We start from the raw sequence: 20,268 nt of genomic DNA, 5'->3' as shown, positions 1-20,268 counted from the left end.
GTTGGTTTTTGAGATTTTTAAATTTATAAACTAAGAATATTCTTTATAAAATTTTATAGATTGTTTGCAAATTTTACAAGTAAAATTATGCCTTTGTGATATTATTTCTTGATGAATATTACAAGGAACATCATGAAATTTACCTAAGCAATCACAAGTATAAAGATAAAACTGCGGAAGCTTGTTTTCTTTATCTTCTGCTTTAAAATCAACATCTTTATTATTATCTGTAGCTAATAAAGAATTCCTCCATTGTTTAACTTTCATATCTTCACATAATATATGCTCTAAAAGCCATTGTTTGGTGATTGTATAAAGTTTTTCCTTAAGATCGTTAGTTGATTTAATATTTTTAATTGCTTTTATCATATCTTGAATAATTATTTTGTGTATTTTACGATGCTCTTCCAAATTCGGATAATTAATTAGTTGCATATATTTTTCTTCATCGTTAAAATGATCTTTCATATAATTAAAAAATTCAGTTAAAAGATCTTTTATATCATTTCTGCTTACAGATTTTTCTGATATAGCTTCAACTTTTGCTGCAAGTTGAAAAAGTTTTTTATGCTGATCATCAATTTTAGCATTATTGACGCTATATTTCTTAATCCATTTTGGAAGCATTTTAATCCTAGTAATAAAAAATTATTTTTTTGTAATAAGTATTATAAAAAAATTTAAATAAAAATTTATTTAAAGAATTAATAAGCATTTTGTTATAATTAATATATGAAAGAGTTTAGAATTATTAGGAAAGATTTAAAATTATGGCAACAAAAATTTTGCTTTTAGAAGACGATTTAAGCTTAAGCGAAATTATAGAAGAATTTTTAAGCGATGAAGGATATGAAGTTAGTGTTTGCGCTGATGCCCAAGAAGCTTTAAATTTAGCCTATGAAAAGTATTTTGATTTGTGGATTTTAGATGTTAAAGTTCCATTAGGAGATGGTTTTTCCTTGCTTAAAGATTTACGCAGTTGCGGAAAAGAAACACCCGCTATTTTTATGACTTCCTTAAATACAGTAGATGATTTAAAAGAAGGCTTTAGTTCAGGTTGTGATGATTATATAAAAAAGCCTTTTGAATTAGCTGAACTTGCTATACGTATAAAAGCCTTGTTGAAAAGATCTTTTTTTCATAAGAATGAAGATTTTGAAGATTTGGGCAATGGTTTTAAATTTAATTTTACATCTCAAATTCTTTTTCATTTTGATAAACCCTTATCTTTACCAAGCAAGGAGATTAAACTTTTATCTTTATTGTTAAAAAATAAAAATATTTTTTTAAGTGCAGAAAAGATTTTTGAAGAACTTTGGGATTACAATGAAGAGCCAAGCGAACTTAGTTTAAGAGCTTATATTAAGAATTTAAGAAAATTATTAGGCAAAGAAAAAATTATCAATCAAAGAGGTCGAGGTTATCGTTATGAGTAAAAAAGTTATCAGGCAAATTTTACTCATTTATCTTACAACAACAGGTTTTTTCTTAGCTTTCTTTTTTGTCATTTGGTATCAAAAATTGTATGAAGAATTGGTGATTTTAAGGAGTGGTTCTTTAAGAGAAATTCATAGAAATATCGTGATTAATATTATCAATTCTCGCTTTACCCCGATCGCTACAAGTGCTAAAAATATAGCAGAAAGTTCAGGATTGAATTTTGCAATTTTTGACAACAATCATACGATTTTTAATAATCTAAATTTTGATTTTAGAAAAGCAAAAATTGAATTTAAAGGAAGGGGAATTTATGATGGAAAGGTATTTTTTATTTTTCCTATGAGTACGGATTTGTATTATTTGCAATACTCAAGAAATGAGGATTTAGCTCAAGAAAATGGCTTAAAGGTTTTAATTCAAGGAGAAGATGTTAGCAAGGAACTTTTTTGGATTAGAGTTAAGGTTTTTAGTTTTTCTTTTTTAGCTTTTTTTGTTTTAGGACTCATTGCTTATATATTAGTTAAAATTGCTTTAAGGCCTTTAGAGGATAAAATTACTGTTTTAAATCGATTTATCAAAGATTCTACACACGAGTTAAATACGCCCTTAAGTGTTATTTTAATGAGTATAGAGCAACTCGAACGGCAAAATTTAGATAACAATAAATTTAAGCGTATAAAAATTGCAGCAAAAAGTTTATCTCAAGTATATTCTGATTTGGTTTTTTATAATTTTCCTAATACTTTAGAAAGTGAAAAAGAAGAATTTAATCTCAAAAATTTACTTGAAGAAAGGATAGAATATTTTAAATTATTTTTTGAGCAAAAAAAGATCAATTTAAATCTTAAATTGGATAATGAAGTTATGATTTTTGCTACTAAAAATCAAATTTCAAAACTTTTAGATAATCTTTTAAGCAATGCCATTAAATACAATAAAAAAAATGGAACTATTTTTATAAAACTAAAAGATAATTTTTTAAGTATCGCTGATACGGGTTGTGGCATTTCAAAAGAGAATTTGAAATTTATTTTCGATCGCTATGCAAGATTTAACAAAGATCAAGGAGGTTTTGGCATAGGCTTATCTTTGGTAAAAAAGATTTGTCATGATAATAATATAAAGATTGTTTGTGAATCTATAGAGAATGAAGGAAGTGTTTTTAAATTAAGTTGGTGAAAATCAAGCCAGAAAGCTGACTTGATTTTAGCTTAGGTAGAAATTACATCATTCCACCCATGCCTCCCATTCCACCCATGCCACTCATATCAGGCATAGCAGGTTTGTCTTCTTTAATTTCGCTGATGGTTGCTTCAGTCGTTAAAAGCATACTTGCTACAGATACTGCATTAAGTAAAGCAACTCTTTCTACTTTAACAGGATCGATAATACCAGAAGCAAACATATCTACATATTCACCTTTAGCAGCATCAAAACCTGTATTTTCATCTTTTGTATTTTCTACAGTATTAACAACAACGCCTGCATCAAAACCAGCATTTTCAGCAATTTGTCTTAAAGGTGCTCTTAAAGCTCTTTCTACTATTGCTGCTCCAATAGCTTCATCGCCTTTAAGATCTAGTTTGATTTTTGATTTTGCTTTAATAAGTGCAGCGCCACCACCAATTACTATACCTTCTTCAACAGCAGCTTTTGTTGCGCTTAAAGCATCATCAACGCGGTCTTTTTTCTCTTTCATTTCAGTTTCAGTTGCAGCTCCAACTTTGATTAAAGCTACGCCACCGCTTAATTTTGCAAGTCTTTCTTGTAATTTTTCTTTATCATAATCACTTGTTGTTTCAGCGATTTGAGCTTTGATTTGATTGATTCTTGCATCAATATTTGCTTTTTCACCTACACCATTTACGATAGTTGTATTATCTTTATCGATAATCACGCTTGAAGCTTGTCCTAGATCTTCTAAAGTTGCACTTTCTAAAGTTCTTCCAAGCTCTTCAGAAATCACTTCTCCGCCTGTTAAAATAGCAATATCTTCAAGCATAGCTTTTCTTCTATCGCCAAAACCAGGTGCTTTTACAGCTGAAATATTTAAAACACCTCTTAATTTATTTACAACTAAAGTTGCAAGTGCTTCACCTTCAATATCTTCAGCGACGATTAAAAGAGGTTTGCCTGTTTTTTGAATTTGCTCTAAAATTGGCAATAAATCTTTTAAGCTTGATATTTTTTTATCATAAAGTAAAATATAAGGATTTGAAAGTTCTACCAACATTTTATCTGCATTTGTGATAAAATAAGGGCTTAAATATCCTCTATCAAATTGCATACCTTCAACAACATTTAATTCATCATTAATTGACTTAGCTTCTTCAACAGTTATTACGCCGTCTTTGCCTACTTTTTCCATAGCATCAGCAATTAAATTTCCGATTTTTTCATCAGAATTTGCTGAAATAGTAGCAACTTGAGCTATTTCTTTTTTATCTTTAACTTCACGAGAAAGTTTTTTAAGTTCAGCTACGATAGCTTCACAAGCTTTATCCATACCGCGTTTAACTTCGATAGGATTAGCTCCTGCTGTGATATTTCTTAAGCCTTCTTTGAAAATAGCATGAGCTAAAACAGTTGCCGTTGTTGTTCCATCACCTGCTTGATCAGCTGTTTTGCTCGCAACTTCTCTTACTAAAGAAGCACCCATATTTTCTAAAGAATCTTTTAATTCAACTTCTTTAGCAACACTAACACCGTCTTTTGTGATTGTTGGAGCACCAAAGCTTTTTTGGATTAAAACATTGCGACCTCTTGGCCCCATAGTTACTTTTACAGCGTCATTTAATTTTTTAACGCCCTCATAAAGTTTATTTCTTGCTTCATCTGAAAAAATAATTTCTTTTGCCATCGTTAATCCTTTTTTAAATTATTTTAAAATTCCTAAAATATCATCTATATTTAGTACTAGATACTCATCATTGTCAAGTTTAATTTCAGTTCCACCGTATTTGGAAAACATAATTTTATCACCACTTGATATATCACTTATTTCTTTACTTACTGCAATTACCTCTCCCATTAGTGGTTTTTCTTTAGCATTATCTGGTATAATTATACCTGAAGATGTTGTTTTAGTTTCTTCTACGCGTTTGATTAAAACACGTTTTCCTAAAGGTTGAAAATTCATTTTGTCCATCCTTATATAATATTGATTTCTAGCACTCTTTAATTTAGAGTGATAAAATCATACTATAAAAAATGAATTTTGTCAATACTTTTAGTAAAAATATTTATATAACTTTAGTTAAATTGACTAAAGTTTTTTTATAAATTAACTTATAAGGATAAAAAAATGAAAAAAATTTTCTATACAATACTTGCTTTAATTGCGGTGCTTATAATAGCTTCTTATGTGATATTATTTACAGGCTTTGGTAATGGTATCGTTGCTAATATAGCTCAAAATAAGATCAAAGAAAGTTCTGGACTTGATGTAAATATTACGCGTTTTAAACTTCGTTTTTCTAGTGTTGATCTTCAGCTTAGTTTGGCCAATATGGTTAATCTTGATTTGTATGGAAAATTAAATCTTTTTAAATTAGGTTTTGATCTTGATTATATCGTTAAATTAAATAAAAATTATGCTCAAAATTTAGGTTTAAATTTAAAAGAAAATTTAGCTTTTGGAGGGAAAATTCAAGGAAAAGCAAGCGATTTTACCGCTAATGGTAAGGGTTATTTGTTTGGATCTGATATTTTATTAAATGCACGCATTTATGATTATTCTCCTATTGCTTTAAATTTAAGTGCTCAAGATATGCAAATTTCAGAATTGTTAGGGCTTTTTGGTCGAGCAAATTTAGCAAAAGGAACTTTAGATATAGCAAGTAAAATCAGTGCAAAAGATTTAAAACCTGATGGGAATATTATAATAAAACTTGATAATAGTTATATAAACTATGCCATGATTAAAAAAGAATTCGGATTAGACTTGCCTGAAAATTCAAATTTAAAAGCTCAAATTTTGGCAAATATAAAAGACGATAAAATTTATGCTATAAGTAAGGTTTATAATGATTATTTAAATTTGCAAACTCAAAAAACTTTATATAATTTATCTAATAATACTCTTTTTACTGATTTTGATTTAAAAATTCCTAGTCTGGCTAAACTTGAAAAACTGACAAAAACAAAATTAAATGGTAATTTACAAACCATAGGAGACTTAAGTTTGGCGAACAATTCCTTACAAACTTTGAATACCAATGTTATAGGATTGGGCGGTGAAATTAAGGCCGGTTTTAAAAACAATCAATTACTCGCTCAAATTGATAATGCAGATTTAGGAAAAATTTTAGCCATTGCTGGGTATGGCAGCTTGATTAATGGTAGTTTGAATGCTAATTTAAGCAGCATAGGGCTTGATTTTGCAAATTTTAACGCTGAAGCAAAAGTCAATAATGCAAAAATAAACACCGAGGAGCTTAAAAAAATCGCCCATATAGAACTTCCAAATACAAGTTTTAGTTTTAATGCAAAAGCGGTTGGTAAAAATAGCAATATTGCTTACAATGCAATTTTGGCTTCTAATTTATTAAATATCAAAAAATTATCTGGAACTTATAATCTAAAAAATAAAGAACTCAATACAGATTTAAATTCTTTTATCGATGATTTATCCCAATTTAGTGCTATTGCAGGACAAAAACTACAAGGTAATGCAGAGTTAAACGCAAAAGCTCATCTTATAGGATCTAAGATAAAAAATTTAAGCGCGGATGCAAATATTGCTAATGGAATTATAAAAGCAAATTCTAATGGTGAGAAATTGGATTTAGATATTAATAAACTTGATCTTTCAAAGCTTTTGGTGATTGTAGGCATGCCAAATTATGCAAATGGAGATATTAATGCAAAAGCACATTTGGATAATGTTGATTTTAAAAATTTAAATGGTAATTTGAATTTAAAAGTCAAGGGTATTTTAAATTCTGTAATTTTAAGTAAAATTTTAAATAAAAAATTTCCAAATAATGTAAATTATGATCTAAATTCAAATATAGTTTTAAAAAATAATATCGCTCAATTTGACAATGCTTTAAATTCTACCTTGGCTAATCTTACACATTTAAAAGGCAGTTTTGATATCAATAAAATGAATTTAAAATCTAATTTTGTTTTAGACGTTAATGATTTTTCTAAATTAGGATTTTTGCTAGATAGAAAACTTAAAGGTTCTGCGAGTTTTAATGGTGATGTTAGCTATGATAAAACTTTAAATTTTAATATCATGAGTAAAAATTTATTCAACGGAGCTTTAAACGCAATTTTAAAAGATAATATTATTAATGCTGATTTAAACAATGTAGATTTGGATACTTTAACTCAAGGAATAGGTGTTATGGATGTTTATCAAGGCAAGGCTAATGTAAAAGCAAATTATGATATATCAAATGAGAAAGGTGAGGTTAATTTAGATATTAAAGAAGGAAAACTTAAACAAAATGCAATTACTACGGCGTTAAAAGTTTTAACTTTTAAAGATTTTACTCAAAAAGTTTTTCATACAGCAAACGCAAAAGCATTAATCAATAAAGAAAATATAAAGCTGAATTTAAATATGCAAGCTGATAATGCTAGTATTCTTATAAATTCAGGAGAGCTTAATTCAAAAAGTGGTTCTTTAAATCTTCCTTTTAATGCTAAAATCGATAAGGTTGATTTTAAAGGAAATATTACAGGAACGACTGATAATCCTAAAATAAAATTAGATGCAAGCAGTGTTGTTGATTCTGTAAAAAATATATTTGGTGTAAAAAACAAAGATGCTACGGATAAAAATAAAAAAGTGGATAAAGCAATTAATAAGATAATAAACAAGATATTTTAAGGAAATTTAATGTTTAACGGTCTTATAAGAGAAATTGCACAGGTTGCATCTTATCAGAATAATATTTTAAGATTAAAAGCGCATTATAAACCGAATTTAGGAGATAGTATAGCCGTTAATGGGGCTTGTTTAAGTGTAACAAAAATTCATCATGATGGTTTTGAGGTTGAGCTTTCTCATGAAAGTCGTTTGCATATAGCGGTACAAAATTTAAAAGAAAATGTCCATATAGAGCCGGCTTTAAGGTTTGGAGATAGAATCGATGGACATTTAATGCAAGGACATATTGATTTTATAGGAACACTAGAAAAAATTCATCAAGATGAAAATGGGGTGGATTTTTTTATTTCCTTACCTAAAGATGCGATGAAATTTGTTGCCTCTAAGGGTAGTATAGGGATTGATGGGGTGAGTTTGACTGTGAATGAGGTTTTTGAAAATCAGATCAGATTGACTATTATTCCTATTACTTTTAGAGAAACTCTTTTTAAAGGATATAAGGTAGGTAGAAAAATCAATATCGAAACTGATTTACTTGCTAGATATATACACGCACAACTAAAAAACGCTAAGGAAATATCATGGAAAGAAATAGACAAAATTTCTTATCTTTATTAGACAATGAAAAAGTAAGTGTTTTTTGTGCTTATGATCAAGATTATAATATTTTTAGAGCTAACTCTTTTAAGCAAAATTTATTTTCTCATTTAGGTTTTGAGGGTATTTTAGAATGTGTTTTTATGGATCAAATTCATTCTGATTTGGTACAAAATTATGATACAAATTTAAAAGATCTAACCTGTGATGGTTTAATCACTAAGAAAATAAATACCGCACTTTGTGTTTTAAGTGCTGATTGCTTACCTTTGTTATTGTATCATGAAGATGGCATTATAGCGGCTTTACATTCTGGTAGAAAAGGAAGTTTTGAAAATATTTTAAAAAAATGTGTAGATAAGATTATTTTAGAAAATCCAAATTTAGATAAAACTAAATTTCATCTTTTTATTATGCCAAGTATTTGTTGGAAAAATTATGAAATTAGTGGAGATATTTTAAATTTTGCAAAGCAAAATTTTAAAGATTTTTTATTAGATAATCGGTTAGATTTGAAATCTTTAGTCAAATTTCAAGCTAAAAATTTAAATATAAATCATATTTTAGACTCTGAAATTTGTAGCTTTGAAAACAAAGATTTTTTTTCTTATCGTAGAAATAAAACACAAAAACGTTTTGTGAGTGTGATTTATTTAAGGGATTGATTTAATGTATGAAAAAAAAGATTTAAGGGTTTTAAAGATCATTCAAAAGGCTAGAGAATTTGGTGATTTGGATCTATGTAATGAAATTTTAGTTCATCAGCTTGTTAATTCAGTTTTTAATGAAATAGAGTCTAAAGAAAAAGAAGAGCTGATCGCTCTTTTAAATTCTTTAATAGAAGCTAAAGACAAGGCTTTGCTTAGCAATTAATTTAATTCTATATAATTTTCAAAATCTTCTTCTTTTGGAGGATTTGGTTGATGATTGTTTAAAGCCTCTTGAACAGTTTTTTCATATTGGGCTATAGTGTTTTCAAATTCCTCTTTTTGTTTTCCTTTTAATTCAGACTTGGCAATTTTTACAACTGATGCTGGATTAATGGCTTTGTTATTAAGATATACTCCAAAATGTAAATGAGGGCCTGTACTCATTCCTGTTGATCCTACATAGGCAATGATTTGTCCTTGATTGACTCTTTGACCTGTTTTTATTTTAGCAAAACGACTTAAATGTGCATATAAAGTTGTATATCCTCCTTCATGTTTTACCTGCACTACGTTTCCATATCCTCCTTTTGTTCCAACAAAAATAATCGTTCCTTTGCCAGCGCTTTTAACAGGTGTGCCAGTAGGTGCAGCATAATCTATACCAAGATGTGCGCGGTAACGTTTAAGTATAGGATGATATCTTGCAGTACTAAAAGGAGAAGAAATTCTTATATAATTAACAGGTTTTGTCAGTAAAAAATTATCTAATTCTCTACCTTGTCGATCATAAAAAGTATCATTGTAGGAGAAAACTTCTTGGATATTTTTATTAATTTCCACCGTGGCCATTTTAATTGTAATATCCCCCCATAGTTTTCCCATACGTCTTTTTTGCTCATAATAAAGCGTTATTTCATCTCCTTTTTGGATATTTCTAAAATTAATCCCTTTAAAAGCTCGAACCATTGCACGAGCTAAAGTGCTACTTCCACTTTCTTCATAAACATCTTGATAGGCTGAATTTTTAATGGTTAGATGTAAAATTCTATTGTCAATTTGATAAATAATTGGAGTAAAGGTTAGTACATATTGATTATTTTCATTTTTATAAATATGAATTTGCAAATCATCGCTTATCGGGATTAAAACTTGCTCTATATTGTTATTATCGTCTTTTAAAATTTGATATCTTGTTTTATAAAGTATATCAGAAGCAAGCTCTTGATCTTCTTTATCAAGTCCATAATAAAGCGACATCGGAATAGAATTTCGTTGTAAAAATTTAAGTAAAGTATCTCCATTATCCCAAGTTAATTCTTCAACGCTTAAGGCGGCAAAACTTTGGATAACAAATATAAATAAAAGTAAAATTTTTCTCATAAAAAACCTTGATTTTTATAGATTTGAAAATTTAAAATCTATATTTTACTTTATTTTTCTTACAATTGCTTAACAAAAAAGGAATATAATAATACAAAATTATTTTTATAAGGAGTAAAGTTTGCTTAGATTTATAGCACTTTTTCTAACATTAAATCTCACTTTATTTGCCGCAAATTTCGACTTAAAACCTTTTAAAACCGAGCTTTTAAAAGTGGATGATATCTATGGCTATATTAAAGATAGTCCAGAAATTCAAATCAATTCTAGTGGCGTTGTATTACAGCAATTTAAAAATTCTAAAAGCATTATTGCTAGAGCAAGTGTGATCGCTAAAGAAAATGGTCTTGCAAAATTAGAATTTAGTGTTTTTTCAGATTTGAAACAAGAAGCTTTGCCATTACCAAATGTTTTACCTAAAAGTGGCGATGAGGTGGTTTTAAATTTTCTTTATGATAGAGGGGTGATTGTTGCTCCAGATGAAAAAACTTATAATGATTTGGTGTCAGATTTTCCTCAAATTTATTTTACCCATATAGATATCTTTGGAGCACAATTGATTAGAAGTTCTACCGTTGCGCCAAAGCGTAGTGATTTTAGAAAATTTTGTGCGGATAATGCGGTGGGTATTTTAATTTTTGCCTTAGAAGATAAAGCTAAAATCATTGATTGTCAAAATTTCAATGAACTTTATGAATTTCCTATTGAAAAAGCATCTAGTGTGCAAATTCCTTTTTATTCTCGCGTAAGTGGATATAGGACTAATTTTTTTGATTTTAATGCACAAGAGATGAGTGATTATTACCGTTATTATAATGCTTTAATTGATTTTTCTAAGGTTTTAGCGGATTAATGAAAGAAGAATTTAAGCAATATTTTATCAAGCTTTTAGGCAAAGAAAATGCCTATTTTGATCAAATGCACAAAATTGCTTATAGTTATGATGCAACTAAAAATCATTATCTACCCGATGGTGTGCTTTTTCCAAGAAATGAAGAAGATATTTCCGATATTTTAAAATTTTGCAATGATAGAGATATCATCATAGTCCCACGCGGTGCTGGAACCGGTATGAGTGGGGGTTCTTTGGCTGTTAATGGTGGTTTAATTTTAGCCTTTGAAAAGCATATGAATAAAATTTTAGAAATCGATTTGGATAATTTAGTCGCCGTTGTTCAACCAGGCGTTATAAATATGCATTTACAAAAAGAAATTGCTAAATACGGACTTTTTTATCCGCCTGATCCTGCTAGTATGGAGCATTCAAGTTTAGGTGGTAATGTCAGTGAAAATGCCGGTGGAATGCGTGCAACAAAATATGGAATTACAAAAGATTATGTTTTAGCTTTAAGAGCGGTTTTGCCTAATGGAGAGATAATTTCTGCAGGCAAACGGACTGTAAAAGATGTTGCAGGTTATAATTTAGCTGGAATTTTAATCGCTAGTGAGGGTTCTTTAGCAGTGTTTAGTGAGCTGACATTAAAATTAGCTGCTTTGCCTAAATTTAAAAAAACAGCCATGGGAATTTTTCCAAATGTAAAAAGTGCTATGAATGCTGTTTTTAAAACTCTAGCAAGTGGGGTAACACCTGCTTCAATGGAATTTTTAGATAATCTTAGCATTTGTGCAGTGGAGACTAAATTTAATATAGGATTGCCTATAAAAGCTGGAGCGATTTTGGTTGTTGAGGTGGATGGCAATATTGAGGCGTCTATCGATGAGGATTTGAAAATAATAAAGCATTATTTTTTAGAAGAAAATGCAAGTGAATTTAAGATCGCTAGAGATGAAAAAGAGGCTAAAGATATATGGTTTGCTAGAAAAAATTGCTCTCAAAGTATTGCCATGTATGGAAAATTAAAACTAAATGAAGATATTACCGTTCCGCGATCAAAACTTCCTGATTTATTAGAAGGCATTGCTGAAATTTCAAAAAAATATAGTTTTAAAATTCCTTGTTTTGGTCACGCAGGTGATGGCAATGTGCATACTAATATTATGGTTGAAGATAAAAACGATCAAGAGCAGGTTAAAAAAGGATATTTGGCTGTAGAAGAGCTTTTTAAACTCACGATCAAACTCGGTGGGACTTTAAGCGGGGAACATGGTATAGGAATTTCAAAGGCGTCTTTTATGAATTTGGCATTTTCTGATGCTGAAATGAATTTAATGAGAAATATAAAAAAAGCCTTTGATCCAAATAACATACTTAACCCTTTTAAAATGGGACTTTAAAGGAATGAAAATTTGAAAAGAATTTTTAATATTTTATTGAGTATTCGTGATAAAGAAATTTTAAATTATGCTGCTGCGCTTAGTTTTTATACTATATTATCTTTAATTCCGATTTTATTTATATGTTTTTCTGTTTTTACTCAAATTTCAAGTTTTAAAATGTATTATGAAAAAGCTAAGCGTGTTATTTTTGCTTTTTTAATTCCTGCTCAACAAGATATAGTGGCTACTTATTTAGATACTTTTTTAAAAAATAGTGTTAATCTAGGCATAGTGGGTCTTATAGCGATGACTTTTACTTCCTTAGCGTTTTTTTCTGGTTATGATTTTGTTATCAATCGTATCACTAAAAGCGAACCTAAAGGAATTTGGCAAAGCATTAGTTCTTATTGGACTTTATTGACTCTCGTTCCTTTGGGACTCGGGCTTAGTTTTTATATTTCTGGTTTTATTCAGCAAACTTTGGATGATTATAAAATAGGATTTAATTTTTTTGAAATTCTACCCTTTGTGATTGTTTGGGGTTTGTTTTTTATATCTTATTCAAGTTCTGTGCATAAAAGTTCTTTAAAAAGTTTATTTCTTGTGTCCTTTAGTGCAAGTGCTATTTGGTATATCGGAAAGAATTTATTTGTTTATTATGTAGTTTATAATAAAACCTATGCAAGTGTTTATGGATCTTTTTCCACTATACTTTTTTTCTTTATTTGGATTTATATTTCTTGGATAATTTACCTTTTTGGACTTAAGGTTTATTTTTTTCTAAATCACAATGATAATGAAGGGAAGAAGGTTAGAAAAAATACAAAAAAGAGCTAATAATTTAAAACGAATCGACAAAAGCGAAGCTCCAAGATAACTGATAAAAATCCAAAACGGAATTTGAACATTGTTTGCATAAATTTTAAAATCAAAAAATTCTTTCAATGCAAAATCAAATAGATCTCCAATTCCAATAAAATGTAAAATCAAACTTAAGGGATAAAATATTACAAAGATAGCGCTTAAAAATATGGATAAAATTTGTTGATAACTAATCAATGGAAAGAAATAAATAACGGGTAAAGTCATAGCAAAAAAAGTCCATATATTTAAAAAAAGTACATTGAAAAAAGCGTTAAAAGATTTTGAAAAATGATGTAAATATAAAAAAATATAAAAAACTCCCATGATGGAAAATAAAAACCCCACGCTAAATAAAAGCTTAGGATAACAACAAATACAAATAAAAACACTAGTAAAAAGTGTGAAAAAATTAAGCACTTTGATATTTTTACAAATAAGATAAAATCCAAAAATAGCCATAGTTAAAGAACGCACATAAGAAGGAACAAAGCCTATAAGATAGGTATAAGAAAAAAGCAAAATAAAAATTAAAATACTTAAATCAAAACGCAGATTTCTATAAGGAAAATATTTTTTTTGAAAAAAGCTATAAATTGGAGTTAGGATAAAAAATATCAAACTAAAAATAAGACCGATATGATATCCGCTAATGGCGATTAAATGAGCAATTCCATAATAATTAACATCATTTCTTAAATCTTTAGATATAGGCAATGCAAAAAATAAAGCCCCGTAAAATTCGCGAATTTTTTCATTTGTATGTTGATTTAAAAAATAAGAAATAATAGCATTTTGTTCTTTTATTTTTAGCTTTTCAAGATCATAACTAGGCACATAAAAAATTTGACTAAGATAATCTTTAAAAGTGACATTTTCAGTAATGATTTTTAAATTTAAAAGTTGATTATTGCTTAAATTTAGATCTTTAAAACTTGTCGTGTAAAAAGTAAAATCTTTTGTTTGTATTTTTAAAATCCAATATTTTTTATTCTTTTTGTTGTATTTTGTATAATTTTGCAAAAGAATAGCGTTTTCTATGAGATAGTGTTTATTTTTTTTAAACAATGAAAAATTGTAATATTGTAAAGCTATGTTGAAAGCAAAAATAATGATTCCAAACAAAAATATATAGCGAAATTCTTTAAAATGATTAAAAAAAGAATTGCGCCAAAGCATTATTTTTTGGAAAATTTAGCCAAATAAAACCAAATAATTCCAGCTAATGCTAATAAAAAAAGAGGAGCGATATAAGGATATTTTCCTAATTGAGTAAAGATTTCTTCTATAATATGACCAAAAATATATGCTGCTAAACCTAAGATGATTGACCAAATCAAACTTGCAAAAGCGTTAATGAATGCAAATTTTGTAAAATTATATTTTGCTATTCCAGCCGCTACAGGTATGAAAGTTTTTAATCCATAAATAAATTTTTGCACGATAAGTAAAATCGTGCCGTATTGTTTGATTTTCATTGTTGCTAGTGCAAGTTTGCGTCGATGGTTTTTAAAATAGGGCATGATGTCTTTTTTGTAATATTTTCCAAGTATAAATAATAAAGTAGAACCTAAGGTATTTCCTAAAAAAGCTAGAAAAATACATAGGCCAATTTCCATTTTTCCTTGAGAGCAAAGTATTCCAGCGGCTAAAATTCCAACCATACCGCCACCTAAAGAATAAAAAAACAGGACTATATAGCCATATTGGATCAAGGTATCAACCATATCTTGCATTATAAGTCCTTATTTGGCGTATTCTATAGATCTTAATTCCCGTATGACATTAACTTTAATTTCTCCAGGATATTGCATTTTTTCTTGAATTTCATTAGCAATTTCTTTAGCCAGTAAAGCACTTTCATCATCATTGATCAATCTTGCATTAGCAATGACGCGAATTTCTCTACCTGCATTGATAGCATAAGCATTTTTAATCCCATCTTTACTTTTAGCGATATCTTCTAGTTCTGTGACTCTTTTTAAGAAGGCTTCTAAGACTTCTCGTCTTGCACCAGGTCTTGCTGCGCTTAAGGTATCAGCCGCACACACAGCAGCTGCTTCGATGCTTGTTGTTTCTTCATGTCCGTGATGGGCATAAATCGCATTGATCACCACAGGATGTTCTTGATAACGCTTACAAAGCTCTCCACCTAAATCAACGTGTGAGCCTTCATAATCATGCGTTAAAGCTTTTCCAATATCGTGTAAAATTCCAGCCCTTCTAGCTAAATTTTCATCACCCCCGCATTCAGCCGCAATAATTCCTGCTAAATGAGCGACTTCTAAAGAATGTGCCAAAGCATTTTGTCCATAACTTGCACGATATTTAAGTTTTCCAATTAATTTAACAATCTCTGGATGAACTTTACTTAATCCCAAATCCATAACGATGGTTTGACCTTCTTCTAAAATAGCATTGTCAAATTCTTGGCACACTTTATCATGAACTTCTTCTATACGTGCAGGTTGAATTCTTCCATCTTGAACAAGCAATTCTATCACCTTTGTGGCAATAGCACGACGATAAAGATTAAAGCAGCTTACTATGATGGCTCCAGGTGTATCATCGATAATAATATCAACCCCTAAAACCATTTCTAAAGTTTTTACATTACGTCCTTCTTTGCCTATGATGCGTCCTTTTAACTCATCACTTTTGATATTGATCACATTGATAAGTCTTTCAGCGGCAAATTCTCCTGCAAAACGCGAAGTCGCTTGAGCTAGGATATAATTAGCTCTTCTTTTGGCTTCATTTTTGGCTTCTTCTTCATATTTTCTTACTATGTGTGCGATTTGGCTGCGTGAAGTTTCTTCAACTTTTTTAAGGATAATTTCACGTGCTTCATCTTGGGTTAGTCCTGCAGAACATTCTAAAATATTAAGCAAATCATGAAGTTTTGACTCATATTGAGTTTTTACTTTTTCAGCATCTAGGTGCAAATCTTGAATTTGTCTTTTAGTATGCGTGAGTTTTTCTTCATTTTCTTTTATTTTTTCTTCTTGAATTTGAAGTTTTTGTTCTTTTTTGGATAACTCATCAAATTTTTGATTATAGTCTCTTTGAATTTTATGAATTTTATCTTCATATTTTTTCTTTGCTTCAAGTTCTGCATTGAGTATAGAATTTTTAGCATCTTTAAGAGTAAGCTCAGCTTCGTGCTCTATAGCTCTTGCTCTTGCTTTAGCTTGCTCAACAAAAATTTCATATTTAGCATCGTTAATTTTTTTAACAATTAGGTATCCGATTGCGATGCCTATTATAGCGGATACAAATGCGATTATCGACTCTATCATTTTTTCTTTCTTTCCTATAATATTTTCTATAAGGATTGATATAAAATTCACCCATAATATCATGTTCTTGAGTGATTTCTTTCTCACTCAAAGCATGGATACTTTGAGTAAAAATTATATTAGGTTTATAATGTAAATTTGAGAAAAATCTATCATAAAAACCTTGCCCATGTCCTATTCTTTTTAAATTTTTATCTATCCCAATAACAGGGATAATAGCTAGATCAATTTTAGCTTCTAAAAAAGAATTCATAGGCTCTAATATTCCAAACCTTTTTTTAACAAAAGGTAGCCTTAATTTTACAATTTTTAAACTTTTATCTTGCATAAATGGAACAAAAAGTATGCATTTTTTACTAAGCAAATGACGAAATTTAACCAAATTTGGCTCATAAGCTAAAGGAATAAAAATAAGGATTCTTTTTGCCTTTAATTTTTTAATGATATGAAAGCATTCTTGAAATATTTGAAAATCTTGTTTAAAATATAAATTTGGATGGCGTTTTAATTTAGTTTTTTGCAAAGCTCTAAAATGGATTTTTTGCATCATATGCCTTTTTAAAAACTTATTATCTTAGTTGTGTTATAATTTTACCATTTTTTAAATGAGAATAAGGAAATAAAAGATTATGAAAAAAATATTTTTATTGACTTTGATGATTTGTTTTTTTGTAGCCTGTAGCAACGATAAACAAAAAGATAAGGATGAAAATGCAAGTGTAAATATAGAAGCAAATTTGGAACAAGGCGAAGATGTGAATTTCGATATCCATTTGATTGATGGAAATTCGATTTCGGTTCAAAAAAGCAATGAAAAAATCACTTTTAATACCGATAAGGCAACTTTATTTGTGTTTTTTACTACATGGTGCACCCCTTGTGTCGCAGAAATTCCTTATTTGAATAATCTTCAAAATAAATACAAAGATCAAATCAATATAGTAGGTGTTTTACTCGAAGATAAAAGCGATGAAGATATCAAGGCATTTAAAGATAAAAATAAGATTGTATATGAAATAGCTAATGGAGAAAATAATTATCTTTTAGCAAAATCATTAGGCGGTGTTAATGGCATTCCTACCATGTTTTTATATGATAAATATTCTAAATTAATCAATGAATATTTAGGTCTTATTCCTCAAGAAATGTTGGAAATTGATATTCAAAAGGCTGTATTTTAATGTTTGATTTTATAAAAAAAGGACTTTCAAAAACCCTTGAAGGAATTATTGGTATTAAGGGTGATAATAAAAAAATAACTAAAGATTTACTTGAGGAAATTTTATTAGAATCTGATGTAAGTTATGAAATCGTTGAAGAAATTATTTATTATTTACCGCCTAGCAATGAGGTTAAAAAAGAAGATTTAAAACGAGTGATGAGTTCTTATTTTCTTTATGATAAACCTGAAATTGTAAATTCTAAGCCTTTTGTGGAATTGATTTTAGGGGTTAATGGGGCAGGAAAAACAACAACTATTGCTAAACTTGCTCATCTTTATAAAAATAGACAACAAAAAGTGATATTAGGTGCTTGCGATACCTTTAGAGCGGGTGCGATTGAACAATTACGCCTTTGGTCTGAAAAAATTGGAGTGGATATCGTGCTTACTAGCCAAGGACACGATCCTTCAGCGGTTGCATTTGATACGATCAGTAAAGCCAAGGCTAAAAATTTTGATCAAGTTATCATAGATACGGCAGGTCGTTTGCAAAATCAAAAAAATTTAGCTAATGAGCTTGAAAAAATTGTAAGAATTTCAAACAAAGCTTTAGAAGGGGCTCCTCATAGAAAAATTTTAGTTCTTGATGGTACTCAAGGAAATGCGGGAATTTTACAAGCTAAAGCTTTTAATGAAATTGTTAAACTTGATGGAGTTATCATTACCAAACTAGATGGCACAGCTAAAGGCGGAGCACTTTTGGGTATAGCAAGAGAGCTTGAACTTCCTATTTTATATATAGGAGTGGGCGAAAAAATGGAAGATTTGATTGAATTTAATCCGGATAATTTTTTAGATATTTTATTAGAGGGCGTTTTTGAGTAAATGGCCAAAAATAAAATTCTTTTTGAATGCCAAGCTTGTGGAAATCAACAAAGTAAATGGTTGGGAAAATGTCCAGAATGCGGAGCTTGGGATAGCTTTGTAGAGTTAAAAACTGAACAAATTCAAGTCTTAAAAGAAATTGCTAAAGCAAGTTCAAAAGCTAGTGAAGCTGTATGTATTGAAGATGTAGAGCTTGAACATTTTTCAAGATCAAGTACAGGAGATGATGAGCTTGATTTAGTTTTAGGCGGAGGATTGGTTGAGGGATCTTTGATTCTTATTGGTGGAAGTCCTGGTGTTGGCAAATCAACACTTTTGTTAAAAATTGCTTCAAATTTAGCCAAAAAAGGTAAAAAAGTTCTTTATGTAAGTGGTGAAGAAAGCAAAGCACAGATTAAACTAAGGGCAGATAGACTTGAGGCAAATGCTTCAAATTTATTTTTATTGACTGAATTATGCCTTGAAAATATCTTAGAAGAATTACATAAAAAAGATTATGAAATTTTAATCATTGATTCCATACAAACTTTATATTCTAATAAAATTTCTTCCGCAGCAGGAAGCATTACTCAGGTGCGTGAGATCACTTTTGAACTTATGAGAGTGAGCAAGGCTTTTAATATAAGTACTTTTATTATAGGGCATATTACCAAAGAGGGATCTATAGCAGGTCCTAGAGTTTTAGAACATATGGTGGATGTGGTGCTTTATTTTGAAGGCGATGCAACAAAAGAAATCAGGCTTTTAAGAGGCTTTAAAAATCGTTTTGGTGGGACAAGCGAAGTGGGAATTTTTGAAATGACTTCTAAGGGTTTAGTGAGTGCAAAAGATCTCGCAAATCGTTTTTTTACTCGCGGAAGAGCTATTTCAGGAAGTGCATTAGGTGTAGTGATGGAAGGATCTCGTGCCTTAGTTTTGGAAGTGCAAGCTCTAGTTTGTGAAAGTGCTTATCCAAAACGCAGTGCTACAGGCTATGAAAAAAATCGTCTCGATATGCTTTTGGCTTTACTTGAAAGAAAGCTTGAAATTCCATTAGGGCATTATGATGTGTTTGTAAATATCAGCGGTGGCGTTAGGGTAAGTGAAACTGCAGCTGATTTGGCTGTGGTTGCGGCTATAATTTCGAGTTTTAAAAATCGTCCTTTAAGTAAAGATAGCGTTTTTATCGGAGAGCTTAGTTTAAATGGTGAAATTAGAGAAGTATTTAGCCTTGATACTCGTTTAAAAGAAGCAAAAATGCAAAAATTTAAAAATGCTATTATTCCTTCAAAACCTATTGAAGATGTGGGTTTAAAATGTTTTGTGGCTAAGGAACTTAGTCAAGTATTAGAATGGATGTGAAATAAAATATTATCAATTTTTAATGTTTTATCATTCTCTAAAAAAAACTATAATTAAAATAAAATAGTGTGATTAAAGTATTTTATAAAGAATCAAAATGAAATATTATCAAATTAATGTACAATGATAAATATGAAATATACAAAAAAGGAAAACAAATGACTAAAGAAAAATTCATCTCCTATGAAGAAGTTCAAGCAAATCCTATGCTTAAATGGTTTTTTTATGAAGAATGTAGTGTCAAAGATAAATATTATCAAGAATGGCAAGAATTTGTTAAAAAAACAGATTTAAATACTATCTATGTTATAAGAGATCCAAAAGGTAGAGATATTTATGACTTATATCCATACGAAAGACCTGATATGGCTTCTCACTTATTTGGTGGCCACGAATTATATGATCATGAATTTAAGGATAGAAAATGCTAAGGGATACTAGTAAAGATGAAGCGTATTTTACTGAAGAAATAATAAAATGCGAAGAAGAGATTGAAGAACGTAAAAGATGGCTTTTAGAACTTCCTTTAGAAGATCCAAGAAGAAAAAATTATCTTTTTTATATAGAAGATAGAAAATTTCATAACGCTATGGA

The 20,268-nt window shown here is 29.3% G+C and carries 21 protein-coding genes; 13 read left to right on the top strand and 8 right to left on the bottom strand.

The features are described from left to right. Positions 1-30: 30 nt before the first annotated feature. A complete protein-coding gene (locus tag H2279_RS02040; RefSeq protein ID WP_337195425.1) occupies positions 31-627 on the bottom strand; it encodes a bacteriohemerythrin in 597 nt (198 codons plus the stop codon). A gap of 143 nt (positions 628-770) precedes the next feature. Here H2279_RS02040 and dccR point away from each other — a divergent pair, with 143 nt between their 5' ends. Next, entirely contained in the window at positions 771-1,436 is a 666-nt protein-coding gene (dccR, locus tag H2279_RS02035; protein ID WP_337195424.1) for a two-component system response regulator DccR, read from the top strand. Further along, positions 1,429-2,619, top strand: a complete 1,191-nt coding sequence (gene dccS / locus H2279_RS02030; RefSeq protein WP_337195423.1) for a two-component system sensor histidine kinase DccS — start codon at positions 1,429-1,431, stop codon at positions 2,617-2,619. The genes dccR and dccS overlap by 8 nt, the downstream gene beginning before the upstream one ends. Positions 2,620-2,662: 43 nt before the next feature. Here the strand turns inward: dccS and groL are convergent, their stop codons facing one another. Both groL and groES read right to left on the bottom strand, forming a co-directional pair. Next, positions 2,663-4,300, bottom strand: a complete 1,638-nt coding sequence (gene groL, locus H2279_RS02025; protein WP_137623985.1) for a chaperonin GroEL — start codon at positions 4,298-4,300, stop codon at positions 2,663-2,665. 18 nt (positions 4,301-4,318) lie between these two features. Next, on the bottom strand, positions 4,319-4,579 hold the full coding sequence (gene groES / locus H2279_RS02020) for a co-chaperone GroES (protein WP_137623986.1): 261 nt from the start codon (positions 4,577-4,579) through the stop codon (positions 4,319-4,321). 165 nt (positions 4,580-4,744) lie between these two features. Between groES and H2279_RS02015 the strand changes: the two genes are divergently transcribed. Genes H2279_RS02015 through H2279_RS02000 form a run of 4 tightly spaced genes read left to right on the top strand, consistent with a single transcriptional unit; the run spans position 4,745 to position 8,752 of the window. After that, positions 4,745-7,282 carry a hypothetical protein gene (locus tag H2279_RS02015; RefSeq protein WP_337195422.1) on the top strand — a complete coding sequence of 846 codons (2,538 nt, stop codon included), beginning with the start codon at positions 4,745-4,747 and terminating at the stop codon, positions 7,280-7,282. Between the two features lie 9 nt (positions 7,283-7,291). Next, entirely contained in the window at positions 7,292-7,900 is a 609-nt protein-coding gene (gene ribE, locus H2279_RS02010; RefSeq protein ID WP_137623988.1) for a riboflavin synthase, read from the top strand. Continuing rightward, positions 7,864-8,544 (top strand): polyphenol oxidase family protein, encoded by a 681-nt coding sequence (locus H2279_RS02005; RefSeq protein WP_337195421.1) that lies wholly within the window; start codon positions 7,864-7,866, stop codon positions 8,542-8,544. The genes ribE and H2279_RS02005 overlap by 37 nt, the downstream gene beginning before the upstream one ends. Before the next feature lie 4 nt (positions 8,545-8,548). Beyond that, on the top strand, positions 8,549-8,752 hold the full coding sequence (locus H2279_RS02000; RefSeq protein WP_137623990.1) for a hypothetical protein: 204 nt from the start codon (positions 8,549-8,551) through the stop codon (positions 8,750-8,752). On the opposite strand, the gene H2279_RS01995 is transcribed toward H2279_RS02000, so the two are convergent. Further along, a complete protein-coding gene (locus H2279_RS01995) occupies positions 8,749-9,909 on the bottom strand; it encodes a M23 family metallopeptidase (RefSeq protein ID WP_137623991.1) in 1,161 nt (386 codons plus the stop codon). The two genes, H2279_RS02000 and H2279_RS01995, sit on opposite strands and share 4 nt — an antisense overlap. A 121-nt stretch (positions 9,910-10,030) precedes the next feature. Here H2279_RS01995 and H2279_RS01990 point away from each other — a divergent pair, with 121 nt between their 5' ends. The 3 genes from H2279_RS01990 to H2279_RS01980 are packed head-to-tail and all read left to right on the top strand — an operon-like array spanning position 10,031 to position 12,963. Beyond that, the gene (locus H2279_RS01990; protein ID WP_137623992.1) at positions 10,031-10,762 is read left to right on the top strand and encodes a plasminogen-binding N-terminal domain-containing protein; all 732 of its coding nucleotides are present in this window, start codon (positions 10,031-10,033) and stop codon (positions 10,760-10,762) included. Beyond that, positions 10,762-12,144: an FAD-linked oxidase C-terminal domain-containing protein gene (locus H2279_RS01985; RefSeq protein WP_337195420.1), complete on the top strand. Its 1,383-nt coding sequence runs from the start codon at positions 10,762-10,764 to the stop codon at positions 12,142-12,144. The genes H2279_RS01990 and H2279_RS01985 overlap by 1 nt, the downstream gene beginning before the upstream one ends. A 12-nt stretch (positions 12,145-12,156) precedes the next feature. Continuing rightward, positions 12,157-12,963: a YihY/virulence factor BrkB family protein gene (locus H2279_RS01980; protein ID WP_137623994.1), complete on the top strand. Its 807-nt coding sequence runs from the start codon at positions 12,157-12,159 to the stop codon at positions 12,961-12,963. Here the strand turns inward: H2279_RS01980 and H2279_RS01975 are convergent. From H2279_RS01975 to H2279_RS01960, 4 genes are read right to left on the bottom strand one after another with little or no spacing between them, the layout of a single operon-like run. Next, on the bottom strand, positions 12,907-14,169 hold the full coding sequence (locus tag H2279_RS01975; RefSeq protein WP_442862184.1) for a ComEC/Rec2 family competence protein: 1,263 nt from the start codon (positions 14,167-14,169) through the stop codon (positions 12,907-12,909). The genes H2279_RS01980 and H2279_RS01975 overlap by 57 nt on opposite strands. Continuing rightward, positions 14,166-14,723 (bottom strand): DedA family protein, encoded by a 558-nt coding sequence (locus H2279_RS01970; protein WP_337195418.1) that lies wholly within the window; start codon positions 14,721-14,723, stop codon positions 14,166-14,168. The genes H2279_RS01975 and H2279_RS01970 overlap by 4 nt, the downstream gene beginning before the upstream one ends. Positions 14,724-14,732: 9 nt before the next feature. Beyond that, positions 14,733-16,286 (bottom strand): ribonuclease Y, encoded by a 1,554-nt coding sequence (gene rny, locus H2279_RS01965; protein ID WP_337195417.1) that lies wholly within the window; start codon positions 16,284-16,286, stop codon positions 14,733-14,735. Next, positions 16,219-16,833 carry a 5-formyltetrahydrofolate cyclo-ligase gene (locus H2279_RS01960; RefSeq protein WP_337195416.1) on the bottom strand — a complete coding sequence of 205 codons (615 nt, stop codon included), beginning with the start codon at positions 16,831-16,833 and terminating at the stop codon, positions 16,219-16,221. The genes rny and H2279_RS01960 overlap by 68 nt, the downstream gene beginning before the upstream one ends. An 82-nt stretch (positions 16,834-16,915) precedes the next feature. On the opposite strand from H2279_RS01960, the gene H2279_RS01955 reads away from it, so the two are divergent. The 4 genes from H2279_RS01955 (at position 16,916) to H2279_RS01940 (ending at position 20,105) form a co-directional block, all read left to right on the top strand. Beyond that, positions 16,916-17,467, top strand: a complete 552-nt coding sequence (locus H2279_RS01955) for a TlpA family protein disulfide reductase (protein WP_337195415.1) — start codon at positions 16,916-16,918, stop codon at positions 17,465-17,467. Continuing rightward, the gene (ftsY, locus tag H2279_RS01950) at positions 17,467-18,333 is read left to right on the top strand and encodes a signal recognition particle-docking protein FtsY (protein WP_337195414.1); all 867 of its coding nucleotides are present in this window, start codon (positions 17,467-17,469) and stop codon (positions 18,331-18,333) included. The genes H2279_RS01955 and ftsY overlap by 1 nt, the downstream gene beginning before the upstream one ends. Beyond that, a complete protein-coding gene (gene radA, locus H2279_RS01945; protein ID WP_137624000.1) occupies positions 18,334-19,674 on the top strand; it encodes a DNA repair protein RadA in 1,341 nt (446 codons plus the stop codon). A gap of 158 nt (positions 19,675-19,832) precedes the next feature. Continuing rightward, positions 19,833-20,105 (top strand): hypothetical protein, encoded by a 273-nt coding sequence (locus H2279_RS01940; RefSeq protein WP_337195413.1) that lies wholly within the window; start codon positions 19,833-19,835, stop codon positions 20,103-20,105. The last annotated feature ends 163 nt before the right edge of the window (positions 20,106-20,268 follow it).

This window comes from Campylobacter sp. B0100352/1 (assembly GCF_020135855.1).
GTDB lineage: Bacteria > Campylobacterota > Campylobacteria > Campylobacterales > Campylobacteraceae > Campylobacter_D > Campylobacter_D taeniopygiae.
Note: the sequence above shows the minus strand (reverse complement) of the source record. Positions and strands in the feature narration are given on the sequence as shown.